This is a genomic window from Marinobacter sp. (assembly GCF_039977835.1).
In the GTDB taxonomy this organism is placed as follows: domain Bacteria; phylum Pseudomonadota; class Gammaproteobacteria; order Pseudomonadales; family Oleiphilaceae; genus Marinobacter.
The window spans coordinates 20,850-37,339 of the sequence record NZ_JBDWCL010000034.1; the positions used below are offsets into that span (position 1 = coordinate 20,850).

12 protein-coding genes are annotated in these 16,490 nt (G+C 57.9%); 6 read left to right on the forward strand and 6 right to left on the reverse strand.

The genetic code is table 11. The features are described from left to right. Positions 1-7: 7 nt before the first annotated feature. Positions 8-739 (forward strand): glucose 1-dehydrogenase, encoded by a 732-nt coding sequence (locus tag ABJM11_RS09170; protein WP_348297029.1) that lies wholly within the window; start codon positions 8-10, stop codon positions 737-739. Here the strand turns inward: ABJM11_RS09170 and ABJM11_RS09175 are convergent. The 3 genes from ABJM11_RS09175 to ABJM11_RS09185 are packed head-to-tail and all read right to left on the reverse strand — an operon-like array spanning position 710 to position 6,436. Then, positions 710-3,838 (reverse strand): efflux RND transporter permease subunit, encoded by a 3,129-nt coding sequence (locus ABJM11_RS09175; RefSeq protein WP_348297030.1) that lies wholly within the window; start codon positions 3,836-3,838, stop codon positions 710-712. The genes ABJM11_RS09170 and ABJM11_RS09175 overlap by 30 nt on opposite strands. After that, positions 3,831-5,048, reverse strand: coding sequence for an efflux RND transporter periplasmic adaptor subunit (locus ABJM11_RS09180; protein WP_348297031.1), 1,218 nt, complete (start codon positions 5,046-5,048; stop codon positions 3,831-3,833). The genes ABJM11_RS09175 and ABJM11_RS09180 overlap by 8 nt, the downstream gene beginning before the upstream one ends. Beyond that, entirely contained in the window at positions 5,045-6,436 is a 1,392-nt protein-coding gene (locus ABJM11_RS09185; protein ID WP_348297032.1) for an efflux transporter outer membrane subunit, read from the reverse strand. Before ABJM11_RS09185 ends, ABJM11_RS09180 begins: the two co-directional genes overlap by 4 nt. 164 nt (positions 6,437-6,600) lie before the next feature. Here ABJM11_RS09185 and ABJM11_RS09190 point away from each other — a divergent pair, with 164 nt between their 5' ends. Both ABJM11_RS09190 and ABJM11_RS09195 read left to right on the forward strand, forming a co-directional pair. Further along, positions 6,601-7,311: an aspartate/glutamate racemase family protein gene (locus ABJM11_RS09190; protein ID WP_348297033.1), complete on the forward strand. Its 711-nt coding sequence runs from the start codon at positions 6,601-6,603 to the stop codon at positions 7,309-7,311. 719 nt (positions 7,312-8,030) lie between these two features. After that, positions 8,031-8,579 (forward strand): hypothetical protein, encoded by a 549-nt coding sequence (locus tag ABJM11_RS09195; protein WP_348297034.1) that lies wholly within the window; start codon positions 8,031-8,033, stop codon positions 8,577-8,579. Positions 8,580-8,843: 264 nt separating this feature from the next. Here the strand turns inward: ABJM11_RS09195 and ABJM11_RS09200 are convergent, their stop codons facing one another. Then, positions 8,844-9,557: a Crp/Fnr family transcriptional regulator gene (locus ABJM11_RS09200; RefSeq protein ID WP_348297035.1), complete on the reverse strand. Its 714-nt coding sequence runs from the start codon at positions 9,555-9,557 to the stop codon at positions 8,844-8,846. A 249-nt stretch (positions 9,558-9,806) separates the two neighbouring features. On the opposite strand from ABJM11_RS09200, the gene ABJM11_RS09205 reads away from it, so the two are divergent. Both ABJM11_RS09205 and ABJM11_RS09210 read left to right on the forward strand, forming a co-directional pair. Then, the gene (locus tag ABJM11_RS09205; RefSeq protein ID WP_348297036.1) at positions 9,807-11,099 is read left to right on the forward strand and encodes a cation:proton antiporter; all 1,293 of its coding nucleotides are present in this window, start codon (positions 9,807-9,809) and stop codon (positions 11,097-11,099) included. A gap of 64 nt (positions 11,100-11,163) precedes the next feature. Beyond that, positions 11,164-12,129, forward strand: coding sequence for a putative zinc-binding metallopeptidase (locus ABJM11_RS09210; RefSeq protein WP_348297037.1), 966 nt, complete (start codon positions 11,164-11,166; stop codon positions 12,127-12,129). A gap of 14 nt (positions 12,130-12,143) precedes the next feature. Here ABJM11_RS09210 and ABJM11_RS09215 read toward each other — a convergent pair whose 3' ends face one another. Next, positions 12,144-13,211: an endonuclease/exonuclease/phosphatase family protein gene (locus ABJM11_RS09215; protein WP_348297038.1), complete on the reverse strand. Its 1,068-nt coding sequence runs from the start codon at positions 13,209-13,211 to the stop codon at positions 12,144-12,146. 16 nt (positions 13,212-13,227) lie between these two features. Next, positions 13,228-15,270: a dehydrogenase gene (locus ABJM11_RS09220; protein WP_348297039.1), complete on the reverse strand. Its 2,043-nt coding sequence runs from the start codon at positions 15,268-15,270 to the stop codon at positions 13,228-13,230. Positions 15,271-15,457: 187 nt separating this feature from the next. Here ABJM11_RS09220 and ABJM11_RS09225 point away from each other — a divergent pair, with 187 nt between their 5' ends. Further along, entirely contained in the window at positions 15,458-16,477 is a 1,020-nt protein-coding gene (locus tag ABJM11_RS09225; protein ID WP_348297040.1) for a class I fructose-bisphosphate aldolase, read from the forward strand. Positions 16,478-16,490 lie beyond the last annotated feature (13 nt).

Below are 16,490 nucleotides of genomic sequence, written 5' to 3' on the forward strand. Positions count from 1 at the left end.
ACGTCCAATGAATCGCGTTGCCATCGTCACCGGCGCCAGCCGTGGTATCGGGGCTGCCACGGCAAAGTTGCTGGCGACGAAGGGGTATGCGGTTTGCGTTAATTACCTCTCCCGGTCAGAACAGGCTGAAGCTGTGGTGGCGGAAATTGTTGCAAGCGGCGGTCAAGCTCTCGCCTTTCAGGCCGATGTCGGCCGGGAGCAGGACGTAGTGGCCCTGTTTGATGCGACGGAACACGCCTTCGGGCCGGTTACCGACCTGGTGAATAACGTAGGCGTGCTGTTTACCCAGTGCCGGCTGGTGGATATGGACGTTGAACGCTTTAACCGTGTGATGCACACCAACGTTACCAGTTGCTTTCTCTGCTGCCGCGAGGCCATGAGGCGAATGCCGGACGGGAGCGCCATCGTGAACGTCTCGTCTCTCGCCGCTCGTACCGGCTCGCCATTCGAATATACCGATTATGCGGCATCGAAGGCCGCTATGGACGCCCTTACCAAAGGATTATCTGCGGAAGCGGCGGAACGGAATATACGTGTCAACGGCGTCCGCCCCGGCTTTATTCACACCGATATCCACGCTGACGGCGGCGAGCCCGGCCGCGTTGAGCGCCTGACACCGTCCATCCCCCTGAAACGTGGCGGCCACCCGGAGGAAGTCGCCGAGACCATTGTATGGTTACTTTCGGACAAGGCTTCCTATGTAACAGGGTCACTGCTGGACGTTGCCGGTGGCCGGTAACACGTTCCCGCGTGTGGTTAATGACTTCAGGTCTTCCAGCACCAGGTAAAGGCAAGGCACAAGAAACAGGATTAACGCGGTGGCAAACACGATGCCGAAACCGAGCGACACTGCCATAGGAACCAGATAGGTTGCCTGCAACGAAGTTTCAGTAATGATTGGTGTCAGGCCACCGAAGGTGGTTACTGTGGTCAGAACAATAGGCCGGAAGCGGCGCAGGCCTGCCTCGTAAATGGCCTGTGCCGGGCCGAGCCGCTCACGTTGCCGATTGGCATAAGACACCATGATCAGCGAGTCGTTCACCACCACACCGGACAGGGCAACAATGCCCATGATGCTGACCAGTGACAGCTCCATCCCCAGAATCATGTGACCAATGATGGCACCCACAGCACCGAATGGTATGGCCAGCATGACCACAAGCGGTTGCAGGTAACTGCCAAAGGCCACTGCCAGTAACGCGAAGATGGCGCCCAGGGCCAGGCCGAAGCCACCCCAAAGCGCAGTGGTAGACTCTCGCAGGTCCGCCTGGCTACCCTGAAAAGTCCAGGTCAGGCCCGGAAAGTCAGCGCGCAGTTGTGGCAGTATTTCGGTCTGCATCAGGTTCAGTACCTGACGGGTAGCGGATTTGGGTAGTACGTCTGTACCAACGGTAATGACCCGCCGGCCATCACGGCGGTCAATGGAGCGGAGGGATTCGCTGATGGTCACTTTGGCCACATCCATCAGGGGTACTTCCTGCCCCTCTGCCGTACGGATCACGAAGTTGTTCAGGTAGTGCAGGTCCTGCCGCTGGTCTTCCGGCAGCCGCACCCGTATCTCGTTCTCATTGATGCCCCGCAACTGTCGCAAGGCAATACTGCCGTAAAAAGCATCCCGCAGTTGTCTGCCCACAAAGGCACCCGTCAGGCCGAGCGCCCGGCCCTCATCGGTGAGGCTGATGTCGAACTGGGGTTTCCCGGTGCTGTAGTTGTCATTCACACTGCGGGTCTGACTCACCTGCTTCAGTTCTTCAACGAGGCGCTGGCTGGCAAGGGAAAGGATATCGATGTCGGTGTGGCTGAGGTCCACACTGATATCGTCCCGCCAGCTACCAGGGCCCTGCTCTGCCTGGAATGTAATCTGGTCGACACCTTTGAAATCCCCAAGCTCGTTACGCCACAGCTCGATGATTTCGTTGACTGTCATGTCCCGATCGTCCGCCGGAAGAAGCACAAGCTCGACATCGATGGACCGCTGGCCCCGGACATTGGTTTTGATGCCCTCGACATTGCGGGAGAGATTGTTTTCCTCAAACAGACGCTGGGTATCCTGGGTGATGGCCATGGCCATTTCACCAGCCCTGCGGGCCGTTGTTCCAACCGGCAGCCTGAGACCTGCCTCGATTTCGTCCGCCGGTGCCTCCGGCATCATGATCATACCCATGTGGTCACTGATTGCGTAGGCACCGGAGACCACCATTATCGTGAACGCTGCAGACAGCGTGATGTAGCGAAAACGCAGGGCGAGATCCAGCAGTGGCCGGTAACCACGATCCACCAGCGACTGGAATCCCTGCGAGAACACCCTTTGGACGCTGTGCATCCAGTGGCCCCAGATGGTCACACTGCCTTTGCCGCTGTGGGCCAGGTGTGCAGGCAGGATGAACAGGGCTTCGATCAGCGAAATAGCCAGTACCAGAATGATCACCACACCCAGGGGCCACCAGAATTTACCAGTGACGCCGGGGATGAAAAGCAGGGGCATGAAGGCAACTATGTTGGTCAGAATGCTGAAAGTGACCGGGCCGGCAATGTCTTTGGCACCCTGGATGGCCGCTTCCATGAAGCCCATGCCCTGCTCCCGGTACTCGTAGATGTTCTCGCCCACCACTATGGCGTCATCCACCACTATCCCCAGCACCATCAGGAAGCCGAACATGGAGATCATGTTGATACTGACGTCCATCACCGGCAGGAACAGCACACTGCCCACAAAGGAGATGGTCATCCCCATCATGATCCAGAATGCCAGCCGGTACTCCAGGAAAAGACTGAGGATTACCAGCACGATCACCATGGCCATGACGCCATTCTCAAGCAACATGTCCATCCGGTCTTCAAAGTGTTCGGCCCTGTTGCTGTCGATTCGCAGCTTGACGGCATCCGGCAGGGTCACTTCCAGCTCCGCCATGACCTGTTCGACAGCAGCGGCGATATCCAGAGGCGACTGGTCTCCGGTACGGAATATCTCTATTTCCACCGAAGGCAGGCTATTGAAGCGGGAGTGAAAACCGTCCTCCTCAAAGCCGTCGCGGACAGTGGCAATATCGCCGAGGGTGACGGCGCCACCGGACGACGCATTGAGAACCACAATACTCTCGAAGGCTTCGGCCCACTGCTTGCGCTCCTTGAGCCTCAGCAATATATCGCCGTTTTCGGTGGCCATGGAGCCAGCCGGTATGTCCTCGCTGGACTGCTCAATACGGCCGGCGACATCCGCCAAGGTCAGGTTGTATTTACGCAGGGTCTCCTGGGGAATTTCCACACTGGTCATGTAGGCCGGTACATCACCAATGACTGCCTGGGTTATCGCGTTTTCCGAAAGCAAACGGTTGCGTACCTGCTCACCGAGTTGCCTTAACGTCCATATATCCACATCGCCGTAGAGGGTCAGTTCCATGACATCGCGGGTGGGCGTCACCAGTCGGATTTCCGGCTCTTCGGCCTGCTCCGGGAAGGTGCGAATGCGGTCCACCGCCTGCTCTATGTCCTGCAGGGCCTGCATACGGTTGGTGCCGGGGACCATTTCGAGCTGGATGTTGCCGCTGCCCTCACGTGCAGTGGAGGTCATTTCCTCGATACTCTGGATACCCTGGACAGCTTCTTCAACGGGTAAAAGTATGCCTTGCTCCACTTCTTCGGGTGAGGCGCCTGGGTAACTGACCGTAATCTGAACCAGGTCAAGCTGGAATTCCGGGAAAACCTCCTTCTGCACCTCCGTGGCCATCCAGAACCCGCCGGCCAGCAGCAGGATCATCATCAGGTTGGCGGCGATGGAATTTCGGGCCATCCACGCAATGGGACCGACCCATCCTTTGCCTTTGATCGAATCACTCATCGCGGTCACTCTCCAGCCTTAACCGGGCGCCACTCACAACTGACGAGAGATTGTTGGTAATTACCTTGTCACCGTCCTCCAGACCTGTCTTTACGAAGGCGTAATCGTCGTCGCGGAAGGCAATTTCAACCTCACGAATAGCCAACTTGCGGTCCTCCATGACCCATACCGTATTGTTGCGACGCACATGAGCTCGCTCCAGCCGCACGACATCATCGAGAGACCGGCCTTCTATTTCTGCACGCACAAAGGCTCCGAGGATCAGTGCCGGCTCGCCCTCGGACTGATTCAGTGCCAGGGGGTCGTTGACGGTAATCAGAATCCGGGCCATGCGAGCGTCGCTGTCGAGGTCACCAATCAGCTGCGTTAGTTGGCCTTCCCGTGTCTGCCCGGATGGCCAGACAGTGTCGTGATGCAGGCTAACGGGGGCCCCAGGGGTATCCGGGCTGGTGTCAAAGGTCAACCACCGGAGTTTGGACAATGGCACCGTCGCCTCCACCCAGTATTGACCCGTTCCCACCAGCCGGCCGAGGGACTGGCCGGCACTGACCTGGGACCCCAGTGTCACTTCCCGGCTAAGCACCTGGGCAGGAAATGGCGCGCGAATCCGGGTGCGTGCGAGATCAAGCCTTGCCTGCTGCACGGCAGCCTCGGCGGCGGCCACCCGGGCTTTGGCCTGTTTCAGTTGGGGCTTGCGCAGAATCAGGGCGTCGTTAACGGCCTCGATATCGTCGCCCAGTAACTCGAATTCCTGACGGGCGACCGCCTGTTGGCCCTGTTCAAGCTCAAGGTCTGCCCTTGCCTGCTGCAGTTCACTGCGCCGCTGTAACAGCGTGGCTTCATAATCGGCAGGGTCGATGCGAATCAGTTCCGTACCCTTTGCAACTCGCTGGCCCGGTGTGAAGGCGTCGGCCTGGTTAATGACTTCACCACCTACCCGGGAGCCAAGCGTAATCTCCCGTGCCGGGACAACCTGCCCCATCACTTCAACGGTAGGCGTATAGCGTCCCCGGCTAACAGCCTGAACGTCCACCAGCATGGCGGTTTCGCGGGCAGTCTCTTTGCGGGTCGCCGTGGGTTCGGTCTTGAAGATCAGCCAGATCAGTGCAACCCCGGCCAGTACAATCATCAGCGACACAAACACCGTTTTCAACGGTCCGGCTTTGCCCCGCTCAGGACGGACAACATTCTCGTCGATGGGTTGGCTCATGCCTCATTGTTCTCCGCTGTTGTTGCGGATTCGATGCTTCCGGCCAGTGCACGGTAGAGTGCCACTCGGGTAGTGAGCAGCTGTTGGCGTGTCGTCAGGATCGTTCGCTGCAGGTCCTGTTTATCCTTCAACGCAGTTAACACCTCAATATAACTGACGGCGCCGTTCAGATACTGGGTACGCAGCTGCCGGTAGGTGGTATCAGCGAGTTGACTCTGGGCATCCAGACTGCGCAGCCGCCGGCGCTGCTGCTGTTCCCGAACCAGTGCATCTTCCACCCCCCGGATGGCGACAAGAACGGCCTGCCCATATTCCTGGACAAGCTCTTCCAGCACGGCCTCGGAGCGGCGTACCTCAGCCCGGCGTTCACCGCCGTCCACCAGGGGGACCAACAAGTTGCCGGCCAGGGTTGCCAGCCAGTTGTCGAACATATCTCCGGCATCGCTCGCCTGCGAGTTGACGGAAGCCTCAATGGAGAATCGCGGGAACCGGTTACTGATGGCGGCAGCCAGGTCCTGATCAGCCGCCCGAACCACTCGCCAGGCCTGCTGCAGGTCCGGCCGCCGCTGAATAAGGTCTGCCGGCACACCGGTTTCAGGCAGAGGAGGTAACGCCGGCAGGGTATCGCCCCCAGGCACGCTGTACTCTCCCGGCGAGTGCCCAAGCAGAACGGCAAGTTGATGCTGAAGCACACCGGCTTCGCCCTCAATGTTACTCAAACGTTCCCGGGAAGCACTGACCAACTGCCGCTGGCGAAGCACATCCGCACTGTTGTTCTGGCCCATCGCAAACCGGGATTCGATCACGGTCAACACGTTTCTGTTGGTCTGTAACTGGGTTTGAGCCAGTTCGAGCTGTGCCCTCTGCTCGACAAGCTGGAACCAGGTGCTCGCAATTTCTCCGCTCAGAGAAACCGCCGCGGCCTGGTAATCCGCGAGAGTGGCGGATGCACGCAGTGACTCTGCCTCGGTCAGGGACTGCACACGCCCCCACAGGTCCACCTCGTAGCTGGCGCTCAGGCCGGCACTGAACCGGGTAGTCTCAGCATTTTCGGATTCCTGCCGCTCGGCCCCTGCAGTGGCGTCCAGGGTGGGGAAAAGGCCGGCACGCTGCCTGTCCGCAAGGGCGCGGGCCTGGAGTAATCTCTGATAGCTGGCCCGGAGGCTGAGATTATCCTCCAGGGCCTGAGTGACCAGTTTATTCAGTCGGTCATCATCAAAAGACTGCCACCAGGTGTCGGAGAGAACGGATGCCCCGGACGAGGTGAACTCAGCCGGAAGAACCACCGGCTCCCGGGCAGTATCCCGGTGGGTTGCGCAGGCAGTGAGAAGCAGAATGGCGACAATGGGAAAAAGCCGCGAGCACGATTTGTTAATGACCTCTATCATGAACAGCCAGGTACAGTAATGGATATGGAGTCAAGTCAGGCCTCAACATATCATTAGTACGCTGCGAAGTTTTACCGTATCTCTGCTTCTTGCTGGGATTTACATTATTTTGACACTATTGGGGTTTTGCCCCCGTCCGTTAACTACGAACAAGGACTGTCGTTATGAAAACCATCGGCCTTCTCGGCGGCATGAGCTGGGAATCCACCCAAACCTATTACCGGTTGATCAACGAAGGCGTGAAGGCCCGTCTTGGTGGCCTGCATTCCGCAAAACTGGTGCTTTTCAGCGTCGATTTTGCCGAGATTGAGGCGCTTCAACACAAGGGTGACTGGGCGGAAACTGCCCGGATACTCTCCCGGGCCGCACAATCGCTTCAAAATGCGGGCGCGGATTTTCTGGTGATTGGCACCAACACCATGCACAAGGTGGTACCGGAAATTGAACGGGCCATTGATTTGCCACTGCTCCACATCGCCGATGCTACATCAAGGGTTCTCATGCAGGACGGTATTACCCGCGTGGGGCTTCTGGGCACGCGCTTTACCATGGAACAGGCGTTTTACCGCGACCGCCTGGAAGCTGCCGGCATCGAAGTGCTTACCCCGGATGACGCCCAGCGAGATACGGTTCATCACATAATCTACGAGGAGCTGTGCCGGGGTGAAATCAAACCGGCGTCCCGCGAGGCGTACCTCGATATTGTCGCCTCACTGGCGGAACGCGGCGCGCAGGCCGTTATTCTTGGCTGTACCGAAATCGGCTTGCTGATCCGGCAGGCCGATACCTCGGTTCCGCTATACGATACAACAGAGATACATGCAGCCCAGGCGGTTGAGCAGATGTTGGCACAGATTTCAGATAGTCACAGCTGAGAATTAACCGGTCGCCCCCGCTAATGAATCCATACTGGTGCGCCGACTGGCAGACTAATGCCGGCAGAAATTATTTTGTAGCGGCCTACGATATAGCGAATGATCAACCCAGCTTCCCTTATTACGTGGGCCAAAGTTCCCTCCCGGTTTTCGCATACTCAGTGCGACAGCGAACAGACCTGACAAAACCAAAAAGTTAACCTAACTGAAGATGAGGCAATGGAACAGCCGCAACAGGATGTTACATCATGTGCCACAAGGATGAGGCGCAACCAGAATTCAGGAATCAGAGGATGAGAATCTCTCCATGAACAAGATCATCTATATTGTCGGTGTCGTGGTTATCATTCTGGTGGTTCTCTCCTTTCTCGGCTTACGTTGAACTGGTGCTGTTAACGGCGCATCTTGGCCGTATGGCTCTGGACCCGCAAAGCCCTCTAGCACCGGCCTCGCTCCTGGCGCAGGCCGTTTTTTATATCCGTCTCAGCTAAATGCACCCCGTGAAATGATCGTAGTGAGGGTGCGGCGTAGATTCTATGCTGTGCACTCCAGAGCATGTGTGTGCTTGCGTACAGACAACCGGGGGCTCCAACCCCGATCCTATGGTTGTGAGCATGCATTGGGAAAACGTACCACCTTTTGCTACGCCACGTCCGCGCCGCATATGAATGGGCGCATCACGGAAATACAATCTGAACAATGTGAGCAAGGAGCTTCCCATGATCAGAATCAAGACTGCGGCGATCACTTTCTGTCTTCTAGGCGCCTTGCCCCTGGCAGTATCCGCACAATCCGCTGAATTTGGCCCGCGCGAGGGTGACCGTGAATTCTCCCTCTCCGGAACCGGCAGTAACGACCGGGATTTCAATAGCGGCAGCTTTGGCGTGACCGGTGATTTGGGCTGGTATCTGCGAAATGATGTGGTGGCCGGTATCCGCCAGAGTGTGAATTTCGCCGATATCGAAGGTGAAGGTGTCACGGATGATTTCTGGAACGGCTCAACCCGTGGATACCTCGACTATCAATTTCTCAACGACCGCGCGCGACCTTTTGTCGGTGGTAGCCTCGGCGGCATCTACGGCGACGGAGTCAAGGACAGTGCCTTTGCCGGCCTGGAAACGGGATTAAAGTACTACGTGCAGACCAAGACCTATTTCCTGGCGCGCGCCGAGTATCAGTTCCTGTTCAGCGACACCGATGATGCCACGGATGCGTTCCAGGATGACGGCATCTGGGCCTACACCGTAGGTCTGGGTTATAACTTCTGAGCCGGGTTAGAGCTCTGATTCATTAAAGTGGTGGTTGATGCCGGTGACCAGTTTAGGGTCACCGGCGCGAGTACCACGTTGAGAAACAACTATCATTGGGCAACGGTCTAATCTATCGCGTCATGGAAGCGGCCCTCGTTTGTTTCAATCTGCTTTTCACTGACCGCCAGAGTATCGCTTGTTTTCCGGGCATCATCCTCCAACTCCAGGTATTGCAGTATCGTGGGAAGACCATTCGCGGCATAAGGATCGCCCCACCGAGGATCAGAGGCGCTTGGCTTCGAGGCGATCAGTTTCACGTTTGACCACGCCGTAGCATTCACAGCTCAGTGCCTCCATTTTCGCACGGTCGATCACCGTGATGTGGCCTCGCTGGTATGTGATGACACCCAGTTTTTGGAGCTTTCCTGCTGCTTCAGTCACACCCTCACGCCGCACGCCAAGCATGTTGGCAATCAGTTCCTGAGTCATATCAAGTCTGTTGTTTTCGAGGCGGTCCAGAGACAACAGCAACCAGCGGCACAGCTGCTGATCGATGGAATGATGGCGGTTGCATACCGCTGTCTGGGACATCTGGGTGATAAGCGCCTGGGTAAAACGCAATGTGAGAATGCGTATTTCGGAATGGTTGTTGAATTCGTTCTTCAGTTCGGCAGCTGACATTCGATAGGCATGGCCATGGCTTTGCACGATCAACCGGTTCGGGGTGCTTTCCCCGCCCATGACAACCGCAACGCCGGCCATACCGTCCTTACCCACCACCGATATCTCGGCGGAAGATCCATTCACCATCACGTAAAGCAATGAGATAATGCAGTCGACTGGAAAATAGACGTATTCTATGTGCTGATTCGATTCGTAGATAACATCGCCAAGAAACAGTTCCACTGGCTTCAGCTTCGGGAAGATACGTTGCTGGGCGTCTTCAGACAGCGATGCAAGCAGCCTGTTTTGCAGCAGGTCGGGTCTGTCAGTCATTTTTATCTCTTTTACGCTTTCGCTCACCAGTCGGCTCTTACTCTAGCATGGTAAACGCGGACTCCTGGAATTCACAGATCACAACCTGGCGCCATCTGCTGGTCGATCTGGATGGGCTGCCAATTACGGGTGCGCCTTTACTGCGATTTAATCCTCACGGGGTGGCAATGCAGTACTGAAGAGCGCACCGTGTACCTCGAATAGCCCTGCAAGGCGAATGGCGTAACAACATTCTGCGATGAGCTTTCGATGACCACTGCTACCTGGTTTATATTACTCGGCTCACTACTGCTGGTGGTGGGCTTTACGGCTTCGTACATCAAGACCGTACCGGCAACCTCTGCCATTGTGTACCTTTTTATCGGTTTCATCGTCGGACCGATGGGCTTTGGCCTGTTTCATTTCAACCCGCTGGAAGAGTCAGCATTGCTGGAGTTGCTGACGGAAATTGCCGTGCTGATTTCGCTTTACTGCGCCGGGGTGAAGATGCCGGCACCGGTCACCCCGAAGCGCTGGCGCAATCCCCTGCAGCTTGCCGTTATTTCGATGACGCTGACCGTCGGGCTGGTGGCCCTGTTCGGGTATTACTGGCTGGCGCTGCCACTGGGTGCCGCGGTTCTCCTCGGCGCCGTGGTGGCCCCGACAGATCCTGTGCTGGCCACGGAGGTGCAGGTTCGCCATGCCGATGACCCTGACCGGCTCAGGTTTGCCCTGACCTGCGAAGCCGGCATAAACGACGGCAGCGCCTTTCCCTTTATTATGCTGGGACTGGGCCTGCTGGGGTTGCACGATCTGGGCGATAATGGTTTTCGCTGGCTGGTGGTTGATGTGGCCTGGGCGACCGGCGCAGGTATCGGCATCGGCGTTCTGGCAGGCTATGCCGTTGGCTGGCTGGTGCAGAAGCTGCGCACCAGCTTTACCAGCTCCGAATTTCTTGAGAGCTTCCTGGGCCTGGGGCTCATCGCATTCGCCTACGGCATCAGCCTGCTGGTCCACGCCTGGGGTTTTCTGGCGGTCTTCAGTGCTGCGGTGGCATTACGGCACACCGAGTTGAAACTGGCCGGGCTGATGCAACGGTATTCGGACCCGACCTGTGGAGAAGCAGAGCCGGGGACAGAACCCCAGGCCATCGCCCATGTTCACCAGAGCTCCCTCGAATTCAACGAACACCTCGAAAGGCTGGCCGAGATCGTTCTGGTATTGCTGATTGGTGGTTCGCTTTTCTGGGACTCGTGGAGCTGGCGCGCCGTGGGATTTGCGGCGTTCGTGTTCTTTGTGGCGCGCCCCATCAGCGTTCACCTTGGCTTACTCGGTACCAGTGCGCCCATGCGCATGCGCAACCTTGCAGGCTGGTTCGGAGTTCGCGGTATCGGCTCGCTCTACTACCTGATGTATGCCGCACAGCACGGCTTGCCCGAGGAAATCGCACTGGAACTGATTCACCTGACGTTTGTGGTAGTCGCTCTGTCGATTGTAGTTCACGGCGTAAGCGTAAAGCCGGCCATTGCCCGCTTCTGGCGCTCGCGAAGATCCGTCCGCTGAGAATTGGACACTGGGCGCTGCGGGTTCCTATACTCGAAGTTCATTCAGCTGGAAGACTCTATTTATGCGCGTTTTCGCCAACCCTGTCGGTTCCGGCTCCCTCTGGTTCGATAATCTCGCCACTGCGGACGGAACACCCGTCGCTTACGATCCACAGGCAAGGGCCTTCCTGCCCATGCCGCCGTTCTGTGCCAACCGGGATGTCATTGGCTGCAACTGGATTGCGCCGGAGCAAGGTGCCTTCTGCCGCTCCTGTGCCATGACGGCCCTGGCGCCAGACCCGTCCATTGCCCATGCCATGCCCAACTGGGCACAAACCGAGGCCGCCAAGCGCTGGGTGCTCGATAATCTGGGGCGCTGGCACTGGTTCCGCCCGGAGGATCCGGGTGCGCGGCCGGTTTTCCATATGCTTGCCGAGGGGCCTACGCCTGTCCCCATGGGCCATGCCCAGGGCGTGGTCACGATCAGTGTGGCAGAAGCTGATCCGGTGTTGCGTACAACCCGCCGGGAAGCTCTGGAAGAGCCCTACCGGACCATGATTGGCCATATGCGCCACGAGATAGCCCACATGCTCTGGTGGCGTCTGAGCCTGCGTGAAGACTTCCTGGACGCGTTTCGCGCCATGTTTGGCGATGAGCGCATCAGCTACCCGGGGGCACTCCAGCACCACTACGAAAATGGCCCACCACCGGACTGGAAACAGTTTTACCTGACCAGTTATGCCTCTGCCCATCCCCACGAAGACTGGGCCGAGACGGCTGCCCACTTGCTACACCTGACGGACCTCACGGACAGCTTTGTGGCCGGCGGCCTGACGTCCCCGCAGGTTCCGGGCCCGAACTGGGACCCGTATTCCGAACCAGACGCCCAAAGACTGATTCATATCGCGGCCTCAATTGCCGTGGGGGTAAACCACGTGAACCGGTCCATGGGGCTGGAAGACCTATATCCGTTCGTGCTCTCGGATTTTGCCCGTCACAAACTGTCGTTTGTACATGACTGGCTGCGTCGGGGTGCCCAGGGGCTCTAGTGGCGTTGAGCGGCTCAGCTGTCGCCCTGCTCCCGCGCCTTTCCTTCGCGAATGTTTTCCCGGGCTTCCTGTTCCTCTTCCCTGTCAGCCTCGGGTACTTCGTGCTCGTCCCTGCGCGAGGGGCGATAGCACAAGGTCACCAGTATGGGAAAGTGATCAGACCCAAAAGCGCTGAGACGGCGGAGGCGCTTCAGGGTGAAGTGCTCGGTGATAAATACATGATCGAGCGGCCAGCGGAGGTACCAGCGCTCAGCATGAAAGGTACTGAATGTGCCCCGTCCACGACGCGGATCGAGCATGCCGCTGATGCGACAGAACAACCGCGTGGTTCTGGACCAGGCGACATCATTCAGATCTCCGGCAACAATAGCCGGATACCCGCCTTTTTCGATCTCTTTACCCACCAGAAGCAATTCTGCATCACGCCAAAGGGATTCCTCGCTCTCACTCGGAGCGGGAGGGCGCGGATGCAGGGCATGGAGGCGGATGCGGTCGCCACTGGGTAACTTGAGCCAGCCATGTATGGAGGGAATATCGTCCTGAATCAGATACTTCACCTCTGCATCCTCAAGAGGCAGGCGGGAATACAGGTGCATGCCGTAAAGATTGTCCATTGGAATACGAATAATCGTAGGCCAGTCACCAAAGGCCTCATCCAGCCGGTCACCCCACCACTGGTCGGATTCCAGAGTCAGAAGCACGTCCGGCTGCCGCTCCCGTACCTGGCGGATCAACCCTTCGCTATTGCGATTGGGGGTGAGCACATTGGCAACCATCAACGTCACGCACCGGTCCTCCTGCCCGGGCTCAGCCGTCTGAACCTGCAGGGGCCAGAACCGTGTCCACGGTAAAATCCGGTATAATTGCAGCACCAGTACCGCGGCACACGCTGCAAAAATCCAGATCTGCTTCCCGCCCTGGCCAAACACCAGGGCCGCAACCAATGTGATCACGGTCAGGGTAACGATCTGTACCCTTGGGAACTCACAGGCACGTATCCACCAGTCGTGAAGCCGCACCTTACCGAGTACTGTGACCGCAAGCAGCGCCAGTGCCACCACCAGCAATATGTAGGTTATCAAATAAGCCTCCTGGCCATTATTGCCTGTTTGCCAATACCCTCACCCGTTCGAAATCCTCTTCACTGAATACGCCATTGACCCCGGAAATTGCCGCAAGCCTCATGCCGTGCTTCAGTCCAAGTCTGTAGATTTCCCGCACTTTCTCCCACTCGATGTTCCGGCCCAGGGTGAAGTTCTCGAACCGACCTTCCAGCGTCAGCACAATCGTTTCCGCCAGGCAGGCATAGGCGATACCCTTGGGCAAACCGATGTCCTTCATGGCGACCTGCCCGGGCAGCTCGATTTCTCCGGACTCGATTACCATGACGTCGGGCCGTTTGGCGACATCCTCGGGGGGAATATCCAGCGGCCGGGCGACATCGGTGATCACACAGCCGGGTTTGACCCGCATGATGTCCAGTACCCGTTTTCCGGCCCCCGAGGTGGCGGTTACGACCATGTCCATGTGTTCGAGGTCGCGATCGGCCGTGCCCGCCACATGAACTACAGCGCCCTTCGTCTCCCGCTCGATGGTCTCCTTCAGGGAAAGGAGCTTTGCCGGTTCGGGAGCGACCAGATAGATTTCATCCACAGCCTTTGCCAACAGGCGTGCGCAGACGGAGCCAATGGCACCTGTTGCACCAACGACCATGGCTTTGCCGGCCATCTTGCCACTGGCACCAATGCCCACCAGCCCGATCCTCTTCATCGCCTCATGGGCCGCCCAGAGGGCACCAGATGCAGAGTAGCTGTTACCGGTTGTAATAGGCAATGGCGCTCGTTTGGCAACGGTAATGCCAGCGTCGCCCACCACCTTGGTAAAGGCACCAAGCCCCATGACCTGGGCACCCAGTTTTTTTGCCAGCTTCGCCGCCGCCAGCAGCCGGCTGTAGGTAAACTCAGGGCCATGTGCCATGATTTCCCGTGGTGTGCCGCCTACGGTAATGAGCCAGCCTTCGGCTTCATCGCCGGTGGGCGATTGTACCCCCGTCACTTTGCAGTATATGAACGGCGGGGTGTAGGCGACTGCCTTTTCCACGATATTCATGACCACCGGTGGCGAAACATTGGCAATCCAGTCCAACGGCGGGGTTTTGGTCAGGTATTGTTGTGACAGCGGGTGAATCACAAAGGCGAAGCGGTTAACCCGACGGTAACCGTCCGGGTAAAGTATCCGGGGTTGGATGCCCAGGGTTTCAATAACCTCAAGGAAGTCATCGGGCCCCATTTGGTCCGGGGTTCGTGCCAGCGCTGCGCTGATCATCGCTTCCATGACGTTGACGCCCACAGGCCGGCCATGCAGCCAGGGGCTGTAGTCGACCACCATGGCCACCCGTCGGGAGCGCATCCAGTCCAGGGTCTGATCCGTTACCCTGGACGTTATAACCGTTTTGCCATCCAGCTGCTCCCGGCTGAAATCTCCAAGTTCGTCCACTGCTGCCACGATGACATGGGCATTTTTCACCGCTTCCCGAAGCGAACCGGCGACCAGCTTTTCGCCGAGGCGGACCAGGGGCAAATGCCGGATGGCTTCCACTGCCCTTGCCGTTGCCGGTCGGAACATCATCGGGGCACTCACGGCGGTATAGGCTTCCAGCTGGCCCAGGGAGGTAAGTAGCCTGGGCACGCCGAAATCCGTGTAAGGGTCCGCAAACAACAGGTTGTCCGTGTATTCCGACAAGGCCCTGGCAACGCGATACCCCGCCTGGCCACTCATGAACAGCACCCGGGCATTGTCGAAGAAGTGACCAAGCTCGGACTGGGTATGCCTGACCGCCCACTCCTGAAGGATGCCCCGCAGTTTCGCGCCGGTGGTAATCGGCTTATCCGGCACACTGGCCTTCAGGCGCGTAATATCCGGATGCTCCAGTACTGTGCGGCTGGCGTGATATTGGTCATGAATAACGCTCAGGCCAATCGCGTCCGCCTCTGTTTTCACCGAATCCAGTACCGCTTCGCCTCGCGAAAGGTCGCCGTCCGTTCCGACACGAATAATGCGGAAAGGCTGCCCAAGAAATTCTGTTTCAAGATCGTAGTCGAACTCCGAGGATCTCTGGCTGACGCTCACCACTGTTTTCACGCTTCTGGCTTCCCTGGACTGAAGTGGTTATGAACTCTGGATTAAGAGTTGTTATGGACTCCAGATTAAATGACTTCATCTGTTACTGTTATAGCCTAGGTCAAATTTCAATCAGACGGTCTGCGTCTACAATTAAATATCAGCTGACAGTCATTATTGACTCATCGTGCACTTAAAGGAGACCACCATGACCATTCAGGACGAACTCAACGCAACGATTCAGGCTCTGGTACAGCCGGGCAAAGGGATACTGGCGGCGGATGAAAGCAACCCTACCATCGCCAAGCGATTCAAGGCGGTGGGTGTTGAGTCCACGGAAGATAATCGGCGACAGTACCGCGACCTGATTCTCGACGCGCCGGGACTGGGGGAGTTTATCAGTGGCGTTATCCTGTTCGAGGAAACCCTCGGCCAGCATGCGGATGACGGCACCGCCCTGCCCTCAGTGGCAGCAAGACAGGGGGTGGTGCCCGGCATCAAGGTAGATAAGGGCAAGGGGCCGATGGTAAACGCACCCGGAGACGAGATTACCGAAGGCCTTGACGGCCTGGCCCAGCGCCTTGAGCACTACAAGGAGTCCGGCGCGCGATTTGCCAAGTGGCGTAACGTGTATCACATCACCGACACCAATCCGGGTCAGGCCGCCATTGAAGCGAATGCCGAAGTGTTGGCACGCTACGCGGCCATCTGCCAGTCCTGCGGAATTGTCCCCATTGTGGAACCGGAAGTGCTGATCGATGGGAGTCATACCATCCAGCGCAGTGCAGATGTGAATGAAGCCGTTATCAGCGAGGTATTCCGTGCCCTGCGACGCCATCGTGTTGAACTGGAAACCATGATCCTCAAACCCAGCATGGTTACCCCTGGCAACGCCACCGGCAACAAGGCCAGCCCCGGGGAAGTGGCGGAGCACACCCTGAGAGTTTTCCGGCGGGTAGTACCGGCCGCGGTACCCGGCATCAACTTCCTGTCTGGCGGTCAGACACCGGAAGAAGCGACACTGAATCTGAATGCCATGAACAGTGGCGCCGCCCAGCCCTGGAATCTCAGCTTTTCCTACGGCCGTGCATTGCAGGAGCCCGCACAGAAAGCCTGGGCCGGCATTTCGTCGAACCGTGACGCTGCTCAGGCCGCGCTGGTGAAACGGGCCCGGCTCAACAGCCTGGCCAACCTCGGACGTTACTCAGAGGATCTGGAGCAGAGCTGACCAACACGGCCAG